The sequence below is a fragment of the Cognatishimia maritima genome (assembly GCF_900129685.1).
Lineage (GTDB): Bacteria > Pseudomonadota > Alphaproteobacteria > Rhodobacterales > Rhodobacteraceae > Cognatishimia > Cognatishimia maritima.
The window spans coordinates 130995-150237 of record NZ_FQWM01000001.1 but is presented as its reverse complement, the minus strand read 5'-3'; the positions used below and the strand labels follow the sequence as shown (position 1 = coordinate 150237).

Genomic DNA, 19243 nt, shown 5'->3' with positions numbered 1-19243 from the left:
TTTCCGCCGAAAAAATTCTAATTCATTCGGCCAACGCCCCAAGCACCCTAATATATTTACAGGCGAACCCTATGGAAAGATTAGGAAAATAAGCACGGCCGGCGCACCGACCATTTTTGCTAAAAAAGTTGAGATTTGCCCTTGCCCTCCCCGGGGCTAAAGGATTAAAAGCTGCGTCACCGGGTCGTTAGCTCAGTTGGTAGAGCGCTTCGTTTACACCGAAGATGTCGGGAGTTCGAGCCTCTCACGACCCACCATTCTCTCACTGTGTTTCGCACGGTGGCCGAGATGGGTCGTTAGCTCAGTTGGTAGAGCGCTTCGTTTACACCGAAGATGTCGGGAGTTCGAGCCTCTCACGACCCACCAGTACTACCGATTTTTCAGCTAAACAGTCCCAGCCTGAATGAACATCGGACGACATCCAAGATGTTGGAGCTCTGCAGTTGCGACGGCTAAGATAACCAACTGTCGAAAAACAAATTTCTTCGACTAACCTCTTCGCCAAACCCAAGCCTTCGAATACAATCTTGGACAATTCAAGTTTGCAATCAACTGTAAAGGGTGGCCTAATGCTGTGCATTCATATTGGTACGGGGAAGGCCGGCAGTACGTCGATCCAGAGTTTCATTAAATCTCAACGGGCTAATATTAGCCACGGTCAGCTTGACGCTCTTGAAATCGGAAACTCTTGGAAAATAGCAGCTTCGACAGGGACACCAGAAGCAAAGAAATACTTTGTTGAGAAAATCAAACTGCTTAGCGAAGACGAATTTTTGAAACTTAAACAGGTCTTCTGGGCAAAGGTTGAGGCAGAGGTCGAAACTTCGGACTACACCAATTTCGTCGCCTCAAGCGAATTCATCTACCAACTGGTCCAAAGAGAAAATGACATCCTACAACTAAAGCGGAATCTAATAAGAATATTTGGGGAGGTGAAAATCATACTCTATTTCCGGAATCAACTAGACTATACAAGAAGTGTTTACTCTCAGATGGTTACCGGAACCACCGCTGAAACACAGGCCTTTCAGAAATTTATGACTGAACGATCCTACGCCGACTTCCTGGTGGACTACGCAACGCAGATAAAGCTTTGGACAGATGTCTTTGGTTTTGACCGCATCAGCGCTACCGTATTTGATCGACGCAACTTTTCAAATGGAGATCTGATTGAGGATTTCTGCTCAAGGGCAGGTCTATCCTTGGCAACACAACCCGCAAGTGCCCAGTGTCGCGTCGCCAACGCATCCCCCTGTTATTCGGAGCTCGTCATTCAACGGCATCTCAACATGCTTGGGCTTCACGGGCATTTGCCTTGGATTCTTCGGAAGATACGCGGTGCGGTCCTACTCTTGGCACGCACTTTAGCGCCGAGGCTGCCGTTCCCAAGTGACAACGACGACGGTATTCTGTTGGAGATCTCGGACGGCAACGCCTGGCTCAATGAAAGGTTCTTCTCTGATTTACCGGTTCAGTTGCCAGTCGAAAATCATTAGATTCGAGCAATAATTTGAACCCGTAGGCCACTTGTTGCCTGTCGCAAGACAGCAACCGACAATATATTTGATTGGACGTCCTATTGCCCGCTGCGCTTCTGCGGCACCAATGACCGCACCAGAGTGCTCATGTTCAATTCACCGACAACGTCGCCTTCGTGCTTCACCAAATAGGCACCAATGGATTCGCCGCCGGTTTGCGCGATGACCTGTTCCAGCGTGGCTTCACGTTGCACCTCTCCGACATGTGAAACGTCCTGTTTGACCGGCTCCATGATCGAGCGCACGCGCAGAACACGTGCGCGATTGATGTCGGAAATAAAGTCGACAATGTAGTCGTCTTCTGGGTTCAAAAGAATGTGCTGGGGTTCGCCCTGCTGCACGACCTCGCCATCTTTCAGGATCACAAGGTGATCGGCCAGTTTCAGCGCCTCATCCAGATCATGGCTGATAAAGACGATGGTTTTGTTAAGCTCCACCTGCAGTTCCAGCAAAAGGTCCTGCATGTCCGTGCGGATCAATGGATCAAGGGCAGAGAAAGCTTCGTCCATCAACATGATCGGGGCGTTTGACGTTAGCGCGCGCGCGATCCCGACGCGCTGTTTCATGCCGCCGGACAGTTGATGCGGGTAGCTGTCTTCGTAGCCCGCAAGGCCAACCCGTTCCAGCCACTTCCGGGCCTCGGGTTCATAGACGGCTTTGTCCTCGCCTCGGACAATTGGAGCGGTCGCCGTGTTTTGCAGGACGCTGCGGTGGGGCAACAGGGCGAAATGCTGGAACACCATCGACATGGTTTTGCGCCGCATGTCGCGCAGCGTTTCTTCGCCGTAGTCCAGAACATTTTCGCCCTGCACCAATACCTCGCCAGAGGTCGGGTCGATCAGCCGATTGATATGCCGCACCAGGGTAGATTTTCCAGACCCGGAAAGGCCCATGATCACGGTGATCTCCCCCTCCATCAGGTCGACATTGATGTCCTTCAGGCCAAGCACATGGCCGTAGTCTGCGTTCAGCTCTTCTTTGCCCATACCCTCTCGGACTTTGGCCATGGCAGCGGCGGGATTTGCTCCGAAAATCTTGTAAAGATTGCGGATGGAGATCATTGGTGCGCTCATGTCGTCGGGCCCTTAGTGATGTTGTGCGGCATTGACGCGCGCGAGTGCGGATTTGGTGACGCGATCCAGGATGATCGCGAGGATCACAATGCCAAGGCCGGCAACAAGCCCAACACCTAGTTCCAAGTTGCGGATGCCGCGCAGTACAAGCACGCCAAGACCCGGCGCAGAGACCAGCGAGGCAATGACCACCATCGCAAGGCTCATCATAATGGTCTGGTTGACGCCCGCCATAATGTTCGGAAGCGCTAGCGGGATCTGCACTTGGTAGAGTTTCTGGCGCGGGGTCATGCCAAAGGCTTGCGCAGCCTCAAGCACATCTTTGTCCACCATGCGAATGCCAAGGTCCGTCAGACGAATGACCGGGACGATGGCGTATAAGATGATCGCAATGCCGTAGAGTTTAGATTCCGTGACGCTGAACAGAAAGATCAGCGGGATCAGATACACAAAGGTCGGCAGGGTTTGCAGCATGTCCAACACCGGCAGTACCGCGCGCTGCAGTCGGTTTGAACGTGACATGGCGATGCCTATCGGCACCCCAAGCGCCACGCATATGGCGGCACAGACAAACACGATCGACAGGGTTTGGATCGCAGGCAGGTAGTGATCAATGAAGGCCAGCCCAAGGATGGACGCACCTACCGAAAAGACAATCGACCAAGACCGCGACACGAAATAGGTGATCAGCAGCAGAACTGGGATTACGATCCACCATGGCGTCGCCTCAGCCAGCCACATCGCGCCATCAAGCATCCAGCTCAGTGGTTCGGTGATTGGGTCAAGCACAAAGCGCAGCGCGTCTTTGATAGCCAAAAAGCCATCTTCCAACCCGATGGTCAGATCGCGCGACTTTGGGAACTTGCTGCAGGCTTCGTTCAGCGCGTCCATCGACGGGAAAGGCGTGTCCCAAACAGAGGTTTCCGCGGCACCGCCCTTTTTGCGGGCCAGCAGGTCTGCCATGGAAACCGGCCTGTCGCCGCCGCCATCGCTGCACCAGTCTTTTAAACCAAGGTTTTCAAAGAGAAAATCATAGGTCGCCATTGCCCGCCCCCGCAGTCGTCATTGTGCTTATTGCAAATACCAAAAGGCCCGCAGAACTTCTGCGGGCCTGTCGGAGTGTGTTTTATTCGAAGAAGGCCGCGAGGCTTTCGTTGGCTTCATCGCTGACCCAACCGGACCACATGTCCTTGTTGTTCAGCAGGAAGTAAACCGCCGCTTCTTCGTAAGTGGCTTTGTTTTCATCCATCCAAGACAGGAAGCCCAGAACGGTATCGTTGTCATAGGACATCTTTGTCATAAACTCAGCAACCGCAGGCTCTCGCTCTGCGAAGTCGGTGGTGACCACGGTTTTCACCGGACCAACCGGCCAAGCTGAAACACCCTCTGCTGTACATTCCGCATTAGCTGCGCATTGGAAGACCTCATGGTCATACGGCACGCCCAAATCGACCTTGACCATGTCGTATTTCGCCAAAAGCGGATCGGGTGACCAGTAGTAGCCCAGCCATGGCTCTTTGTTTTCATAGGCAGCACCGATGGACGTCGCGAGAGTCTCACCTGAGCCGTGCACAAAGATTTCATACCCGGCATCTACAAGCCCAAAGTTTTGTGCGAGGTCGTTGTTGGTGTTTTTGCAGGCCCATCCATCAGGGCAGTTGTGGAAACGACCGCCCATCAGTTCGACATTGGCTTTCAGGCCTTCGACGGTTGCCAGCTCAGGTGTTTCGTCCACCATATAGCGCGGCACCCACCAGCCCTCGAGGCCACCGTCGGCCAGAACATCTGCGGCGGTTGTGATTTTGCCTGCATCCTGCAGCTCTTGATAGGCTGGTGCGCCATTGATCCAAAGTTCTGTAACGATGTCAGGCTTACCGGTCTCTGCAACTGACACCAAAGACGGCGTGGTTGAAGACGGCACCTTTTGTACCGTGCAGCCATACCCGTTTTCCATGATGAACTTTGCAATTTCGGTGATGATCGCCGAAGACGCCCAGTTCATTTCTGTAATCGACACTTCGCCACAGTCGCTTGCACTGGCAAGACCGGGCATCATCGCAGCACCAAAGGCTGCCGCCATAAGTTTGGTTTTCATCTTTTCTCCCCTGCTGTAATCGCACTGTTGTTTACGCGACAATTGTTTCGCTACGCTAATCAAAATATTTGTGACATCTACAGCAAAAACAAAAGCTTCCGTAACGTCAACTTCAAACGCGGCTGAAAATCGCTTTGCTCTGCGAAGTTTCTCGTCTCTAAGATACGGGAGCAAACTCCAGCACGTTTTCACAATCCTGTTACAAGGCTTTCTGCCGTGGACCGCACCAAAGCAACCCTCTCTGCCCTAAATCGCATCATGTGCCTGTCAGATCAGCACATGGGAGACGCCGCACGTGCGGTAGGCCTAACGCCGGTACAACTACGGTTGTTAAAACTGGCGCAGGAAAGCGGCTGCAGTACGGCGAAATCATTGGCGGATCAGATGGGCGTGTCGCAAGCCACAATGACAGCTTTGCTGGACAGGTTAGAGATGCGGGGATTGGTGACACGCAAAGTGTCAGACAGCGACAGACGCCAGAAGCGCATTTTGTTGACCGATGTCGGCGAACACGCCATCCGTATGGCCCCTGACCCGATGCAGCAGAAATTCGATGAAGCCCTGCAACATCTGCAAGACTGGGAGCGCGCGATGTTGATCGCCGCATTTGAACGCTTTGCTGATGCGCTTGAGGCCGTCACCCCAAATCCTGCGCGCTATGTGGCGCACACGATCAAAGATGGCGATCTTGTGGATGGCGCTGTCCACGTAGGCTATTCGCCAAAAGCGGATTAGCCCCGGAACCCAGTCGCTACGACAAATTTTTCCGACGAGTCCGCCCGTGATGACGGTGGTTTCACGTTCACAACCTTGGTGAACTTCTGCTTCAGCAGCTTCTGCAGATCGCCCTCGGCCCCACCGGCCAGCACCTTGGCGACAAATGTGCCGCCCTCTTCCAGCACGTCAAAGGCCAGATAGGCCGCAGCCTCACACAAAGCGATGATCCGCAGGTGGTCGGTTTGCTTGTGACCTGAAGACGCTGCCGCCATATCTGACATGACAACATCGGCGTTGCCGCCCAACCAGTCCTTAACCTTTTGATCCGCGTCATCTTCCATGAAATCCAGCTGATGGACCTCAGCCCCGGCAAGGGGTTCGACCTCTTGCAGGTCCACGCCCAGCACCGTGCCAATTTTCTTGCCGGGCTTTTCGCCCAAGGCATTCACGCGTTTGACCGCGACTTGCAGCCACCCACCGGGTGCACAGCCAAGGTCAACCACACGCGCGCCGGGCACCAGGAAGCGGAATTTCTCATCCAGTTCCAGAATCTTAAACGCCGCCCTGCCCCGGTACCCTTCGGCCTGCGCACGTTTGACGTAAGGATCGTTCAACTGACGCTGCAGCCAGCGCGTCGAACTGATGCTGCGCCCACGAGCGGTTTTGACTTTGACCTTCAGATCACGTTGCCCGCGACCGGATGTGTTTTTCTTTTCAGGCATTTCAGTTTCCAAATGCTTTGCAGGTCGCGGGTATGCCCTAAAACGGCCCGTCTTCCAAGACGCCATCGGCTGACATCTGCGCGTAAAGCAGACCTTCGCGCAAACCGCGGTCGGCAACAGACAGGCGATCCGTGGGCCAGCAGCGCAGCAGCGCCTGCAAAATAGCGGAGCCGGACATGATGAGCGCATGACGATCCTGACCAATCCGAGGGTCTTTGCGACGCCCTGCAGGCCCAAGGCGCAGATAGCTATTGATGACCGTATCGATCTGTTCAGAGGTCATGCGCAGCCCATCAACCTTGGTGCGATCATAGCGGCGCAGCCCCAAATGGCTGGCGGCAACCGTTGTGACAGTGCCAGAGGTGCCAACGATCTGAAAGCCTTCGCGGGGTTGTTCGTCTTTGTAAGGCGCGAATTCGGCAAGGTTTTCTTCGAAAAACCAGCTCATCAAGGCAAAGCGCGCGGCGTCGTCTTCGACATCATTAAACTGATCCCGCAGCGTGGCGACACCCAATGGGACCGATATCCAATCCACCACCCGTGCCGTCGGAAAGAGGCTATCGATGTTCTGCAGCCCATGATGCATGCGCATGATGGCCTTGGGGCGTTCAATGCGATCGACCCGCGAAAGATCAATCCACACAAGTTCGGTCGACCCGCCGCCAATATCAACGACAAGCAGCTGTTCCGTCTTGGTCGACACAAGTGGCGCGCAGCTGATGACTGCCAAACGCGCTTCTTCTTCTGGGGGAATGATTTCCAGCTGCAGGCCAGTTTCACGGCGGACTTGTTTGATAAAATCCTTGGCGTTATGCGCACGTCGGCAAGCCTCGGTTGCCACAAGACGCATGTGTTTCACGCGATGCCGCTTTAGCTTTTGCTGACAGATGCGCAGCGCCTGAATCGTGCGTCGCATGGACCCACGGGACAGACGGCCAGTCTTTTCCAAACCCGCGCCAAGCTGCACGGATTTCGAGAAGCTATCGACCACATGAAACTGACTCCCCTTCGGCTGGGCAATCAACATGCGGCAACTGTTGGTACCTAGATCCAGCGCAGCGTAAAGCTCACTGGGATCAGGCGTTTTCGGCGCGGGGCTTTCGACCGCTTTCGGGAATGCGCCCGCACCATTGGGACGCTTGGGCGCCATGATCACGCCCTCCATTTCGAGTTAACTCCAACCTAGTGATTTCACTGCGCCCACGCAATCCCGCAAACAGCGTCGCTCATCATCATCATGCAGATTTTTCAGCGCAGCCCCCCTCGCCCCAAGAGGTATTGGTCGTTACAAAGGCCCACGTCGCGGAACGCGGCCATTAAGTCGAAAATGCGCAACGCGCCGATCTTTGCGTCTTGTAACAAAGGTCAGACAACAAAAAGGAATCACGTCATGCCTGACGTCACAATTGTTTACTGGCGCGATATCCCGGCGCAGGTGATTGTGGGCAAAGGCCGTCGCGGAGCCAAGAAACAATTGTCGGAACGCTTTGAACAGGCGATTGACCGGGCGGCCATGAAATCGGGCGCGGCGGAAACCGACGATTACTTGGCCGAATGGCGCAAGGCGACCCCTTATGTTGTGGACGGAGACCCTGCTGACATCGCGGAGGCTGAGGCCGCGAAACTTGAGGCAGACTATGACCAGGCGCGATTGAAAGCGCTGATTGACAACGATGGCCGGATCTAAATCCCGCGGCATAAGGACAACGCTGATGGCGCTTTTGAATTTCACCCGCAAGACTCAGACGACAGAGTCCGTGAATCCCAATGTTGCAGAGTTCCTGCAAGGGTTTTCGATTGAGGTGATGCCGCGCACGGCCGCCAAGGTCGACGATTTCAAAGACATCTTGCCTGCGCAGACCCGCGTTTACATCGCTCATATCGATGGCACACCAATCGAGGATATGGTTGCCACGGCAAAGCGTCTGTCAGCGGACGGTTTTGACGTCATGCCGCATTTCCCGGCCCGCATTATCAAAGATGCCGCCACGCTGGAAAACTGGATCGCTATGTATCAGGGCGAAGCCGGTGTGAAACAGGCGCTGTTGCTGGCGGGCGGATTGAACGCGCCACAAGGCGCCTTCGAAAGCTCAATGCAGCTGATGGAAACCGGGCTTTTCGATAAAGCTGGTTTCACTCGCCTGCACGTCGCCGGTCACCCCGAGGGCAACCGCGATATCGACCCGGATGGGTCAATGAAAAATGTCGACGACGCCCTGCGTTGGAAACAAGCATTTTCAGAGCGCACGGATGCCAAAATGGCACTTGCGACGCAGTTCTGCTTTGAGGCAAAGCCAATCATTGCATGGGCCAACGCCCTGTCTGACGCGGGAATCACGCTCCCGATCCACATCGGCATTGCTGGGCCTGCGAAACTGCAGACCATGATCAAATTCGCCATCGCCTGCGGCGTCGGCCCGTCCCTGCGCGTGCTGCAAAAGCGCGCGATGGATGTGACCAAGCTGATGTTGCCCTATGAGCCAACAGAAGTGGTGACAGAGCTTGCCAACCACAAAGCGGCCAACCCGGATTTCAACATTGAATCCGTGCATTTCTTCCCACTTGGTGGCATCAAGACAAATGCCCAATGGGCACAAGACAACGGTGCCCAAGCACCGGCTTCACATTCCAACTAAGGATCTGACATGACCCGTACCGTCATTGAATCAAATACAAAAACAGCGATCATCGGGTTTGACCAACCGTTCTGCGTCATTGGCGAACGCATCAACCCGACAGGTCGCAAGATCCTGAACGCGGAACTGGAGCAAGGCGATTTCTCTCGTGTGCAAGCCGATGCCATCGCGCAGGTTGCGGCGGGTGCAACCGTGCTTGACATCAACTCTGGCGCGGTCTTTTCCAACAAAATGGCCGAAGACGTGCGCTATGCGGACAACAACTTTGTTGAGCCATCTTTGATGAAAGAACTGGTCGAGAAAGTTCAGGAAGTCACCGATACGCCGCTGTGCATCGACAGCTCTGTGCCCGGCGCTTTGGAGGCTGGCCTTGAGGCTGCAAATGGCCGCCCGCTTTTGAACTCTGTCACAGGCGAAGAAGAACGTCTGGAACTGGTTTTGCCGCTGGTCAAGAAATACAACGTACCGGTTGTTGCGATTTCCAACGACGACACGGGCATTTCCGAAGACCCGGACGTTCGTTTTGCCGTGGCCAAGAAGATTGTCGAACGCGCGGCTGATTTCGGTATTCCGGCGCATGATATCGTGGTTGACCCTCTGGTCATGCCAATCGGCGCGATGGGCACTGCTGGCCTACAGGTTTTTGCGCTAGTTCGTCGCCTGCGTGAAGAACTGGGTGTGAACACCACCTGCGGCGCGTCTAACATTTCCTTTGGTCTGCCTAACCGTCATGGCATCAACAACGCGTTCCTGCCAATGGCGATGACGGCGGGCATGACATCTGCCATTATGAACCCTGTGGCGCTGCCAATCGGCCCCAAAAAGATTGCTGAGAAGAAAGCAGAAATCGAGGCGGCTGGGATCATCCTGCCTGCGGACATGGACGATGAGGCCTTTGTGAAGCTTTTTGGTATGGGATCAACCCTGCCACGTGCGGGCAAAGAAATGGAAGCGATCCGGGCGGCCAACTTCCTGACCAACAATGATGATGGTGGTGCGGAGTGGATCAAGTTCAACGCTTCGCCAGAGGATCAAGCAGGTGGCCGTGGCCGTCGTGGCGGTGGACGTCGTCGCCGGGCGTAACGCCTAATGCAAAGAATAAAGAAAGCCTCGCAAGCATTTGTTTGCGAGGCTTTTTTTGATATTCTTACGTAAACGATTACGCGCCGCGCATCGCCTTTGCGCGCTCTACAAGTGCTGCCGTCCCGGCATGCAGCCCTTCAGTGCTTCCATGCTCTTCCACCGCTGGCCCCAGCTTCTGCGCAAGTTCTTTGCCCAGTTCCACACCCCATTGGTCATAAGAGTTGATGCCCATCACAGCCCCTTCGACAAAAACACGATGTTCATACAGCGCGATGATCTGGCCGAGCACAAAAGGCGTCAGTTTTTGGTACATCAAGGTCGTTGACGGGCGATTGCCAGAGAAAACCCGCTGCATGGCGTGGGCCCTCAACGCGTCGCCCGTATAGCCCTTCTTGGCCATCATCGCTTCCGCAGCAGCAAAATCCCGACCCATCATCAATGCCTCAGACTGTGCGAGGCAATTGGCCAATAGCGCACGATGGTGATGCGCCAGATGCGGCTCATGCCCTTCGGCCCCTACGATAAACTCACAGGGCACAACCTGACGGCCTTGGTGGATCAATTGATAAAAGGCGTGCTGCCCGTTGGTGCCCGGCTCCCCCCAGACAATGGGACCAACCGCCTGATCCAGCGCATCGCCTGACAGGCTGACACTTTTCCCGTTTGATTCCATTTCCAACTGCTGCAGGTACGCCGGCAAGCGCAGCAGCCGGTTCTCATATGGCAGCACAGCGCGGGTGCTGTAGCCGCAGACCTGATGATGCCAGATTCCCGTTAACGCCAAGGCAAACGGCATGTTTTGTTCCAGCGGCGCTTCACAGAAATGGCGATCCATCGCTTGCCCGCCACGCAGGAAGTCTGTGAAATCCTCTGGCCCAACAGCCAACATAATCGACAGGCCAATCGGCCCCCACATGGAGTACCGCCCGCCGACCCAGTCTTCGAACCCGAACACGCGTTCTGCAGGAATACCAAAGGCCGCCGTTTCTTTCTCTGCCGTGGAAATCGCAGCGAACTGGCTGGCAGGGTCTTTGACTTTTGCCTCCATCCAGCGCAGTGCGCTTTGGGCGTTCATCATGGTTTCCATCGTCGTAAAGGTTTTGGACGCCACAAGAACCAGCGTGGTTTCAGGATCAAGCCCTTCGAGCTTGTCCGCCAGATCAGCGCCATCCACGTTGCTGACAAAATGGCAGCGCGGCCCGACTGCGAACGGTTTCAGCGCCGGATAGGCCATGGCTGGGCCAAGGTCCGACCCGCCGATGCCGATATTCACCACATCTGTGATCTTGCCGCCCTGCCCCTGAAACGCGCCGCTGCGAACCGCATTTGCAAAGTCTGACATTTTGGCCAGCGTGGCTTTGACACCGGGCATGACATCTGCACCGTCAACAAAGATCGGGCCGCCGTCCAAATTGCGCAAAGCGGTGTGCAATACGGCGCGTTCTTCGGTTTCGTTGATTTTTTCCCCGGCAAACATGGCGTCGCGTTTCTCCGCCACGCCCTGCGCCGCCGCCAGCGCGATCAGATCGGCATAGGTATCTTTATCTATGTTTGTTTTGCTGAAATCGAAGAACAAGCCGTCGCTTTCGATCCCAAAGTCGGCGACTCTGCTGCCATCAAAAAGGTCCGCAATTCTGCGATCTTTTGTTTTTGCATGCACGGCTTTCAAACGATCCCACATCGATCAACTCTCCGAATAATGAACTGTTGCCCCGTCCAGAACGGCGCGAATTGGGGCTTTTTGCGCGGGCAGATGCAGCGCGGCATCCAAGGCGTCTCGCTTGTCTTTTCCTTTAAAAACAATGTGTTTGTGCAGTGCGCCATTCAGAACATGTGCCGCAAGCGTCACCCGCGCCTCTGGCTGGCTGGCGGGACGTACAGGGATCAAGACCGGCGCATCCTGCGCCAGTGCTGAGGTCAATTCCGCCGAATCTGGGAAGAGCGACGCCGTATGCATATCCGCGCCCATGCCCAGCACAGCGACAGAGATTGGCAGACGCGCCTCTAGCCCAGGGATCAACTTTGGTAGGCCTTCTTCGGGCGTTTCTGTCGCAACGTGCAGCGGCAGCAGTGACGCCTCTGCCGCGCGATTGACAAGCAAACGTTCTTTCAAAAGTTTGGTGTTGCTGCGCGGGTGGTCACCGGGCACCCAACGTTCGTCCGTTAGGATAATGTCGACGCGCGACCATTCGATGTCGGCCGCGCAGAGGTCATCAAAAATCGGACCCGGCGTTGTGCCACCCGGTACCGCCAACAACGCACGATCCTGATGCAGCAGCGCCGCGTTCAGATCGCCTGCGATGCGCTGCGCCACATTCAGCGTCAACATATCGAAATCTGGATAAGTCTCTATTTTCATGCGCCAATCTCCCTCCATTCGCGCCCGTCTCGTTGCATCAGCAACGTCGCATCCGTTGGGCCCTGGCTATAGCTGTCATAGGGTTTGGGGACGTCATGCACCGCCTCCCATCCCTGAATGATCGGATCGGTCCAAGCCCAGGCAGCTTCGACCTCATCGTCGCGCATAAATAATGTCTGATTGCCACGGATCACATCCATGATCAGTCGTTCATAGGCATCCGGCGTATCGGCATGTTCACCCAGCGTTTCCGCAAAAGACATATCCAACGGCACATCCATCAGACGCATACCGCCCGGTCCCGGTTCCTTAATGGTCACCTTCAGCGTGATCCCTTCATCCGGCTGCAATTGAATGCGCAATTCATTATGCCCACCACCTGCATCGCTGCCAAAGATCGAATGCGGTGTGGATTTGAAAACCACAATGATCTCTGAATCGCGCGCCTCAAGCCGTTTGCCTGTGCGCAAATAAAACGGCGTTCCGGCCCATCGCCAGTTGCCAACATGGCATTTCAGCGCGACAAAGCTTTCCGTCTTGGACGAAGGATTTTCGACATCGTCCCTGAAGTTGGATTCACTGTCAGTTTTATCGTATTGACCGCGCACAATCTGGTGCGGTTCTACTGGCTCCAGCGCGCGGATCACTTTGAGTTTTTCATCCCGAACCGCGTCCGGGTCAAACTTCGCGGGCGGCTCCATCGCAGTCAGACACAAGAGCTGCATCAAGTGGTTCTGAACCATATCCCGCATGGCACCGGACTTGTCGTAATAGCCCCCGCGCCCACCGACACCGACGGTTTCCGCGACTGTGATCTGTACGTGGTCAATATACTGGCTGTTCCAGAGCGGTTCGAACAGCATATTGCCAAAGCGCACCGCCATCAGGTTTTGCACGGTTTCTTTGCCAAGGTAATGATCAATCCTGTAGATCTGACTTTCGTCAAAATGCGCTGACAGCACTTTGTTCAAAGCCCGCGCCGTTTCCAGATCATGGCCAAAGGGTTTTTCTACCACGATCCTCGTATCGGGTTTGACCAGATCGTATTGCTGCAACCGGCGCGCCAGATCATCAAACAGGCTTGGCCCAACGGAGAAATAAAACGCCCGCACTGGCCCTTCGCGCATCTTCTCTGCGAGTGCAGACCAACCCTCTTCGCCCAAAGCATCAATCGCGACGTAGTCCAAGATCGCCAGAAAATCCTTCAGCACGGTGGCATCGATCTTGTCACCTTCGGCATCGCGCACCGCCTCTTCGGCAAAGGTCAGAAAGGCCGCTTGGTCCATCTCTGAGCGCGCAGCACCGATAATCCGGGACCCTTCGGGCACCTGGCCATCTGCGAAGCGTTTGAAAAGCCCCGGTAAAATCTTACGTCGCGCAAGATCGCCGGTGCCGCCAAAGATGATCAGGTCGAATTGTTCAACCGGAATAATGCGTGAAACCATGTCAGCCCCTCAACTCCCTTGCCGGCCCTACATGCCGACCGTTAGCGCTAACGAAGGCATAGCAACCCCCGAACCCTCAAACAAGCCCGCATTCACACCTTCCATCACAACTGTGTCATGGCGACTCAATCCGGTTTTCAGGCGTCATATTCTTCGATAGCACAATAGAAAGAACAGGATGACAGGCCCATGAAAGATAACGTGAATCTTGGAAAATTCGAGGATCCTTTTACAACCGCAAAAGGCGAAGAACGCGCGCATGTGGCTCTTTCCAATCCGCAAACGCTTTGGTTCAACACGGGCACGCTGTGCAATATCGAATGCGAAAACTGTTATATCCTGAGTTCGCCGAGCAACGATGCGCTTGTTTATCTGACAGCAGATGAGGTCACCGACTACCTTGATCAGCTTGAGGCCCGCAACTGGGGCGTCCGAGAGATCGCCTTTACGGGCGGAGAGCCCTTCATGAACCCAGAGATGATCGAGATGACGCGCCGGTCGCTGGACCGTGGTTATGACGTGCTGATCCTGACAAATGCGATGCTGCCCATGCAGCGCAAGAAGGTCAAAGAGGGCCTGTTGGAATTGCAACACGCTTACCCCGGCAAATTGACCCTGCGCATTTCAGTCGACCATTGGTCTGCGGACCTGCATGACAAAGAGCGCGGCAAAGGCAGCTTTGCCAAAACAGTTATGGGCATGGAATGGCTGCGCGACAACGGATTCACCATGGCGGTCGCAGGCCGCACCGTTTGGGGCGAAACCGATCCCCAATCGCGTGCCGGCTATGCCGAATTCTATCGCAGCCATGACTTTAAGATCGACGCATTTGATCCGTCGATGACGGTCCTTTTCCCGGAAATGGACGAGACTGTGGAAGTGCCGGAAATCACCACAGCTTGCTGGGGTATTCTGGATAAGGCCCCGACCCAAGTCATGTGCTCAAACTCTCGGATGGTGGTGAAGCACAAAGGGGCAGAAAAGACCTCTGTGATAGCCTGCACGCTTTTGCCCTATGAGGCGGAATTTGACATGGGGTACAGTTTGGAAGAGGCCGAAAAACCCGTTCAACTTAACCACCCGCATTGCGCGAAATTCTGCGTTTTGGGCGGGGCAAGTTGTTCGGCCTAAGTGGCGGCACATCGTTCACATTAAACAACGCGTAATATCAGTGACTTAGCGTGTTTCTTTCGAAACCGGCAGGCTTTCGCCTGCTCTGGCATTGCACCCTATAACTGGGGTCTGTTATAACCTCAGCAACAAAATATTGACGTCTGAGAAAAGCGAGCACTTTACGTGAACGACACGCCAGAAACGCCTGAAAACGAAGAAGAAAAACCAGTTGTGCGCATGGCGCATGAAGGTCCCTCTATTTCCATCGAAGAGGAAATGCGCACGTCCTACCTCGATTACGCCATGAGCGTGATCGTCAGCCGTGCCATTCCGGACCTACGCGATGGCCTGAAACCGGTGCACCGGCGCATCCTTTATGCGATGCACGAAACCGGCAACACGCATGAAAAAGCCTACCGCAAGTCGGCACGTCCCGTGGGCGATGTTATGGGTAAATACCACCCACACGGCGACAGCGCGATTTACGACGCTTTGGTCCGCATGGCACAGGATTTCTCGATGTCCTTGCCGCTCTTGGATGGTCAGGGCAACTTTGGCTCCATGGACGGCGATAACCCGGCGGCCATGCGCTATACCGAGGTTCGCATGGACAAACCGGCGGCCTTCGTGCTGGCGGATATCGAAAAAGACACGGTTGATTTCCAAGACAACTACGATGGCAAGGACCGTGAACCAACCGTTCTGCCTTCGCGCTTCCCGAATATGCTGGTTAACGGCGCCGGTGGTATCGCGGTGGGTATGGCAACGAACATTCCGCCGCACAACTTGGGTGAGGTTTGCGAAGCCACACTGGCGCTGATTGAAAACCCGGACCTCTCAAGTGAGGAACTGATCCAATATATCCCGGGTCCAGACTTCCCGACTGGTGGCATTATGCTGGGCCGATCCGGCGCACGCAAAGCCTATCTGGAAGGTCGCGGGTCTGTCATTATCCGCGCGAAAACCCGCGTCGAGGAGATTAGGAAAGACCGCTACGCCATTGTTATTGATGAGATTCCTTATCAAGTAAACAAGGCTGCGATGATTGAAAAAATCGCAGAGCAAGTGCGTGAGAAAAAGGTCGAGGGCGTCGCCCACGTACAGGACGAATCCGACCGTAACGGTGTGCGGGTCGTTGTCGAACTGAAACGCGACGCTACCGCCGAGGTGGTGCTGAACCAACTCTTCCGCTTTACACCGATGCAAACCTATTTCGGCTGCAACATGCTTGCGCTAAATGGCGGGCGGCCTGAACAGCTGACCCTGCGGGCCTTCCTGACGGCCTTTATCGACTTCCGTGAGGAAGTCGTGGCGCGTCGGACGGCTTATGAACTGCGCAAAGCGCGTGAGCGGAGCCATGTTCTGTGTGGTTTGGCGGTTGCCGTATCCAACGTAGACGAAATTGTTGCAACCATCCGGTCGTCCGCGGACGCAGCCGAAGCGCGCGCGCGCCTGATGGAACGTCGCTGGCCGGCCGCTGATATTGCGCCCTATATCCGCCTGATCGACGACCCGACCCATAAGATCAACGAGGACGGCACCTATTACCTTTCGGAAATTCAAACCCGCGCGATCCTAGATCTGCGGCTTCAGCGCCTGACCCAACTGGGCGTTAAAGAAGTGACGGATGAACTCGAAGAACTGGCAGGTAAGATAAAGGAATACCTTGAAATCCTATCCTCCCGCGAACGCATCATGGGCTTGATTTCGGACGAACTGACGGAAGTAAAAGACAAATTCTCGGTCCCGCGTCGCACAGAGATCGTCGATTGGTCAGGCGACATGGACGATGAGGACCTGATCGAGCGTGAAGATATGGTGGTGACGGTCACCTCCGGCGGCTACATCAAACGCACCGCCCTCGCCGACTTCCGTGCGCAGAAACGTGGCGGCAAGGGCCTTTCGGGGATGCAGACCAAAGAAGAAGACGTTGTCACAACGCTCTTCGTGGCCAACACCCATACGCAGCTTCTGTTCTTCACCACCGACGGCATGGTCTACAAACTGAAAACCTGGCGCTTGCCATTGGGTGGCCGGACCTCCAAAGGCAAAGCGATTGTGAATATCCTGCCGATCCCGCAGGGTGTATCGATTGCAGCCATTATGCCGGTCGATCGTGATGAGAAAGAATGGGACGATCTGCAGGTTGTCTTCTGTACCGACCACGGCACCGTGCGACGTAACAAGCTGTCTGACTTCACCAATGTGAAATCAAACGGCAAAATTGCGATGAAATTTGAAGGGGATAGCGCCGACTGGAAGATGATCAATGCGCGCATCGCCTCAAACGATGATGACGTGATGCTGGTCACCGCCTCTGGCCGTGCCATCCGTTTTCCGGCAACCGATGTACGTGTCTTTAACTCGCGCGCCTCGACCGGTGTGCGTGGTGTCAAACTGGGCGCAAACGACAAAGTCGTGTCGATGTCGATCATTCACCACTTTGAAGCAACCCCGGATGAACGCGCAGCTTATCTGAAAATGCGCCGCGCCGTCGCCGGGTCGACCGAGGACGATGGCGTCACCGACGAAGAAGCCAATGAAAACGCGACGATTTCGCCGGAGCGTTATGCAGAGATGTCAGCTGCAGAAAACCTGATCCTGACTATCACCTCTGGCGGTGCGGGCAAGCTGTCCAGTTCACATGACTATCCGGTCCGCGGTCGCGGCGGTATGGGCGTTGCTGCAATGGACAAAGCCATGCGCGGCGGCGAGTTGGTCGCGTCTTTCCCGGTGGAACTGGGCGATCAGATCATGCTGGCGACCTCAAAAGGGCAATCGATCCGTGTTCCGGTGGATGGCATTTCCTTCCGCAGCCGGTCTGCGGGTGGCGTGAAAGTCTTTAACACCGGCAAAGGCGAAGAAGTTGTGTCCGTTGCTTGGATCGCGGAACAGAATGAAGAAGACGAAGAAGGCGTTGCAGAAGAGTAATCTTCTGTCCGCCACAACAAGAATAAAGCCCGCTTTAAGAAGTGGGCTTTTTCATTAGATATCATATATTTCTGAGAACTTCTTCTCAAGGTAGCTCAACATCGGTTCCGGCCCCGGCTCCATGCCACTTGCCAACGCGATGGTTTCCTGCGGAGCGCGTAGCGCGCCATGTTGCTGCAATTTTTCACGCAACCAACCGGTGGCCGCAGATGTATTGCCATCGCGCAGTTGCATATCCAGATTTGGAACATCTTTGCGCAGCGCTTCATGCAGACAGCCCGCATAAACGTTGCCCAATGCATAGGTCGGGAAGTAGCCAAAGAGACCCACAGACCAATGCACGTCCTGAAGGACTCCGTTGCTTGGCTTGTCGACAGCATAACCGAAATCAGCCGCAAACCGGTCATTCCAAGCGGCCTCCAGATCAGCCACAGCCAGATCACCGCTCATCAAAGCGCGTTCCAGATCAAAACGCAGCATGACGTGCAGGTTATACTGGATTTCATCGGCTTCCGTGCGGATATAACCTTTGTTCACACGGTTGACGGTCGCGTAGAATTCTTCTTCAGAAGAAACGTCAAACTCATCAAAGCTGTCGCGCATCAGGTCAAACAACCAACCGGTAAAGGCACGCGAGCGCCCCAGTTGGTTTTCATAAATGCGGCTTTGGCTTTCATGCACACCCATCGACACACCACGCCCCAGTGGCGTCAGAAGATATGCGTTATCAATGGCTTGTTCATAGCAGGCATGGCCCACTTCGTGGATCGTAGAATAGAAGCAATTGAACGGATCATCGGTGCTGACGCGGGTGGTGATACGTACATCCAGACCAGACCCAGAGCTGAAGGGATGCACTGCTTTGTCGATACGGCCATTGTCAAAGCCATAGCCAAAGGCTTTTGCTAGCCGGTTCGAAACGTCTAACTGCGCTTTTTCGGGATAGAGGCCGGTCAAAGCGCGTGGTGCTTTTGCGTCTAGAACCTTGGCGCGCAAATCAACCAGACGCGGGCGCATTGCGTCAAAGATTTCCGCTAATCGCTGTGCGGTCATCTCTGGCTCATAGTCATCCAAAATGGCGTCATAGACATCACCGCCCTGCGCCAAGGCTTGACCTTCTTCGCGCTTCAGACGCACGACCTCTTCCAAGGCAGGCAAAAACGCCGCCACATCCTCAGCAGCACGCGCCTTGGCCCAAATACCCTGAGACATGCTGGTGACACGTGCAATCTCTGCAGCCAGATCAGCCGGAATTTTCGACGTCCGCTCGTACGAACGACGGATTTCCCGCACCTGCGCTTGCCCTACGGCATCCAGCGCCTGCACATCAATCGCAGCAAGCCAATCAGCAATCTTTGGATCAATGCGGCGCGCATGGAGAACCTTTTCCATCGCGGCCATTTCTTCGCCACGCTGAGGCGCAGCGCCCGCAGGCATTACCGTTTCCTGATCCCAACCCAGACGACCCGCCACTTGGGCCAATGCCTCGGTATCCTTTTGAAACGCCATCAAATCATTGAAAGCATTCATA

General features: G+C 55.0%; 16 protein-coding genes and 2 tRNA genes. 9 read left to right on the top strand and 9 right to left on the bottom strand.

What is annotated here, in order from left to right; translation table 11 throughout:
- Window positions 1-181 precede the first annotated feature (181 nt).
- The 3 genes from BUA39_RS00730 (at window position 182) to BUA39_RS00720 (ending at window position 1496) form a co-directional block, all read left to right on the top strand.
- Window positions 182-257: transfer RNA gene (locus BUA39_RS00730), tRNA-Val, on the top strand.
- 33 nt (window positions 258-290) lie between these two features.
- Window positions 291-366: transfer RNA gene (locus BUA39_RS00725), tRNA-Val, on the top strand.
- A gap of 203 nt (window positions 367-569) precedes the next feature.
- On the top strand, window positions 570-1496 hold the full coding sequence (locus tag BUA39_RS00720; RefSeq protein ID WP_072789497.1) for a hypothetical protein: 927 nt from the start codon (window positions 570-572) through the stop codon (window positions 1494-1496).
- An 80-nt stretch (window positions 1497-1576) separates the two neighbouring features.
- On the opposite strand, the gene BUA39_RS00715 is transcribed toward BUA39_RS00720, so the two are convergent.
- The 3 genes from BUA39_RS00715 to BUA39_RS00705 all read right to left on the bottom strand — a co-directional run bounded on the left by BUA39_RS00715 (window position 1577) and on the right by BUA39_RS00705 (window position 4706).
- Window positions 1577-2611 carry a quaternary amine ABC transporter ATP-binding protein gene (locus tag BUA39_RS00715; RefSeq protein ID WP_072789495.1) on the bottom strand — a complete coding sequence of 345 codons (1035 nt, stop codon included), beginning with the start codon at window positions 2609-2611 and terminating at the stop codon, window positions 1577-1579.
- 12 nt (window positions 2612-2623) lie between these two features.
- On the bottom strand, window positions 2624-3655 hold the full coding sequence (locus BUA39_RS00710) for an ABC transporter permease (protein WP_072789492.1): 1032 nt from the start codon (window positions 3653-3655) through the stop codon (window positions 2624-2626).
- Window positions 3656-3737: 82 nt separating this feature from the next.
- Window positions 3738-4706 carry an ABC transporter substrate-binding protein gene (locus BUA39_RS00705; RefSeq protein WP_072789489.1) on the bottom strand — a complete coding sequence of 323 codons (969 nt, stop codon included), beginning with the start codon at window positions 4704-4706 and terminating at the stop codon, window positions 3738-3740.
- Window positions 4707-4922: 216 nt separating this feature from the next.
- On the opposite strand from BUA39_RS00705, the gene BUA39_RS00700 reads away from it, so the two are divergent.
- Window positions 4923-5441: a MarR family winged helix-turn-helix transcriptional regulator gene (locus tag BUA39_RS00700; protein ID WP_131814550.1), complete on the top strand. Its 519-nt coding sequence runs from the start codon at window positions 4923-4925 to the stop codon at window positions 5439-5441.
- Here the strand turns inward: BUA39_RS00700 and BUA39_RS00695 are convergent.
- Both BUA39_RS00695 and BUA39_RS00690 read right to left on the bottom strand, forming a co-directional pair.
- Entirely contained in the window at window positions 5438-6145 is a 708-nt protein-coding gene (locus BUA39_RS00695) for an RlmE family RNA methyltransferase (RefSeq protein WP_072789483.1), read from the bottom strand. The genes BUA39_RS00700 and BUA39_RS00695 overlap by 4 nt on opposite strands.
- A 37-nt stretch (window positions 6146-6182) precedes the next feature.
- Window positions 6183-7295: a Ppx/GppA phosphatase family protein gene (locus tag BUA39_RS00690; protein ID WP_072791629.1), complete on the bottom strand. Its 1113-nt coding sequence runs from the start codon at window positions 7293-7295 to the stop codon at window positions 6183-6185.
- Window positions 7296-7535: 240 nt separating this feature from the next.
- On the opposite strand from BUA39_RS00690, the gene BUA39_RS00685 reads away from it, so the two are divergent.
- The 3 genes from BUA39_RS00685 to BUA39_RS00675 are packed head-to-tail and all read left to right on the top strand — an operon-like array spanning window position 7536 to window position 9864.
- Complete coding sequence (locus BUA39_RS00685; protein WP_072791627.1) at window positions 7536-7832, top strand: virulence factor; 297 nt, start codon at window positions 7536-7538, stop codon at window positions 7830-7832.
- Between the two features lie 25 nt (window positions 7833-7857).
- Window positions 7858-8781: a methylenetetrahydrofolate reductase gene (locus BUA39_RS00680; RefSeq protein WP_072789480.1), complete on the top strand. Its 924-nt coding sequence runs from the start codon at window positions 7858-7860 to the stop codon at window positions 8779-8781.
- 9 nt (window positions 8782-8790) lie between these two features.
- On the top strand, window positions 8791-9864 hold the full coding sequence (locus BUA39_RS00675; RefSeq protein WP_072789478.1) for a methyltetrahydrofolate cobalamin methyltransferase: 1074 nt from the start codon (window positions 8791-8793) through the stop codon (window positions 9862-9864).
- A 76-nt stretch (window positions 9865-9940) separates the two neighbouring features.
- Here the strand turns inward: BUA39_RS00675 and pgi are convergent, their stop codons facing one another.
- From pgi to zwf, 3 genes are read right to left on the bottom strand one after another with little or no spacing between them, the layout of a single operon-like run.
- Window positions 9941-11545, bottom strand: a complete 1605-nt coding sequence (gene pgi, locus BUA39_RS00670; RefSeq protein ID WP_072789475.1) for a glucose-6-phosphate isomerase — start codon at window positions 11543-11545, stop codon at window positions 9941-9943.
- Between the two features lie 3 nt (window positions 11546-11548).
- Window positions 11549-12223 carry a 6-phosphogluconolactonase gene (gene pgl / locus BUA39_RS00665; RefSeq protein ID WP_072789471.1) on the bottom strand — a complete coding sequence of 225 codons (675 nt, stop codon included), beginning with the start codon at window positions 12221-12223 and terminating at the stop codon, window positions 11549-11551.
- Window positions 12220-13668 carry a glucose-6-phosphate dehydrogenase gene (gene zwf, locus BUA39_RS00660; RefSeq protein WP_072789468.1) on the bottom strand — a complete coding sequence of 483 codons (1449 nt, stop codon included), beginning with the start codon at window positions 13666-13668 and terminating at the stop codon, window positions 12220-12222. Before zwf ends, pgl begins: the two co-directional genes overlap by 4 nt.
- A gap of 189 nt (window positions 13669-13857) precedes the next feature.
- On the opposite strand from zwf, the gene BUA39_RS00655 reads away from it, so the two are divergent.
- The gene (locus tag BUA39_RS00655) at window positions 13858-14799 is read left to right on the top strand and encodes a radical SAM protein (protein WP_072789466.1); all 942 of its coding nucleotides are present in this window, start codon (window positions 13858-13860) and stop codon (window positions 14797-14799) included.
- A gap of 165 nt (window positions 14800-14964) precedes the next feature.
- Complete coding sequence (gene gyrA / locus BUA39_RS00650) at window positions 14965-17712, top strand: DNA gyrase subunit A (RefSeq protein WP_072789463.1); 2748 nt, start codon at window positions 14965-14967, stop codon at window positions 17710-17712.
- A gap of 54 nt (window positions 17713-17766) precedes the next feature.
- On the opposite strand, the gene BUA39_RS00645 is transcribed toward gyrA, so the two are convergent.
- Complete coding sequence (locus BUA39_RS00645) at window positions 17767-19242, bottom strand: carboxypeptidase M32 (RefSeq protein WP_072789461.1); 1476 nt, start codon at window positions 19240-19242, stop codon at window positions 17767-17769.
- Between the last annotated feature and the right edge of the window lies 1 nt (window position 19243).

Bases quoted from the DNA above. Each gene is read 5' to 3' on its own strand.
- BUA39_RS00675 (WP_072789478.1), top strand. From the start codon at position 8,791: ATGACCCGTACCGTCATTGAATCAAATACAAAAACAGCGATCATCGGG.
- BUA39_RS00710 (WP_072789492.1), bottom strand. From the start codon at position 3,655: ATGGCGACCTATGATTTTCTCTTTGAAAACCTTGGTTTAAAAGACTGG.
- BUA39_RS00695 (WP_072789483.1), bottom strand. From the start codon at position 6,145: ATGCCTGAAAAGAAAAACACATCCGGTCGCGGGCAACGTGATCTGAAG.
- zwf (WP_072789468.1), bottom strand. From the start codon at position 13,668: ATGGTTTCACGCATTATTCCGGTTGAACAATTCGACCTGATCATCTTT.
- BUA39_RS00715 (WP_072789495.1), bottom strand. From the start codon at position 2,611: ATGAGCGCACCAATGATCTCCATCCGCAATCTTTACAAGATTTTCGGA.
- BUA39_RS00690 (WP_072791629.1), bottom strand. From the start codon at position 7,295: ATGGCGCCCAAGCGTCCCAATGGTGCGGGCGCATTCCCGAAAGCGGTC.
- BUA39_RS00680 (WP_072789480.1), top strand. From the start codon at position 7,858: ATGGCGCTTTTGAATTTCACCCGCAAGACTCAGACGACAGAGTCCGTG.
- pgl (WP_072789471.1), bottom strand. From the start codon at position 12,223: ATGAAAATAGAGACTTATCCAGATTTCGATATGTTGACGCTGAATGTG.
- BUA39_RS00655 (WP_072789466.1), top strand. From the start codon at position 13,858: ATGAAAGATAACGTGAATCTTGGAAAATTCGAGGATCCTTTTACAACC.
- BUA39_RS00705 (WP_072789489.1), bottom strand. From the start codon at position 4,706: ATGAAAACCAAACTTATGGCGGCAGCCTTTGGTGCTGCGATGATGCCC.
- BUA39_RS00720 (WP_072789497.1), top strand. From the start codon at position 570: ATGCTGTGCATTCATATTGGTACGGGGAAGGCCGGCAGTACGTCGATC.
- BUA39_RS00645 (WP_072789461.1), bottom strand. From the start codon at position 19,242: ATGAATGCTTTCAATGATTTGATGGCGTTTCAAAAGGATACCGAGGCA.
- pgi (WP_072789475.1), bottom strand. From the start codon at position 11,545: ATGTGGGATCGTTTGAAAGCCGTGCATGCAAAAACAAAAGATCGCAGA.
- BUA39_RS00685 (WP_072791627.1), top strand. From the start codon at position 7,536: ATGCCTGACGTCACAATTGTTTACTGGCGCGATATCCCGGCGCAGGTG.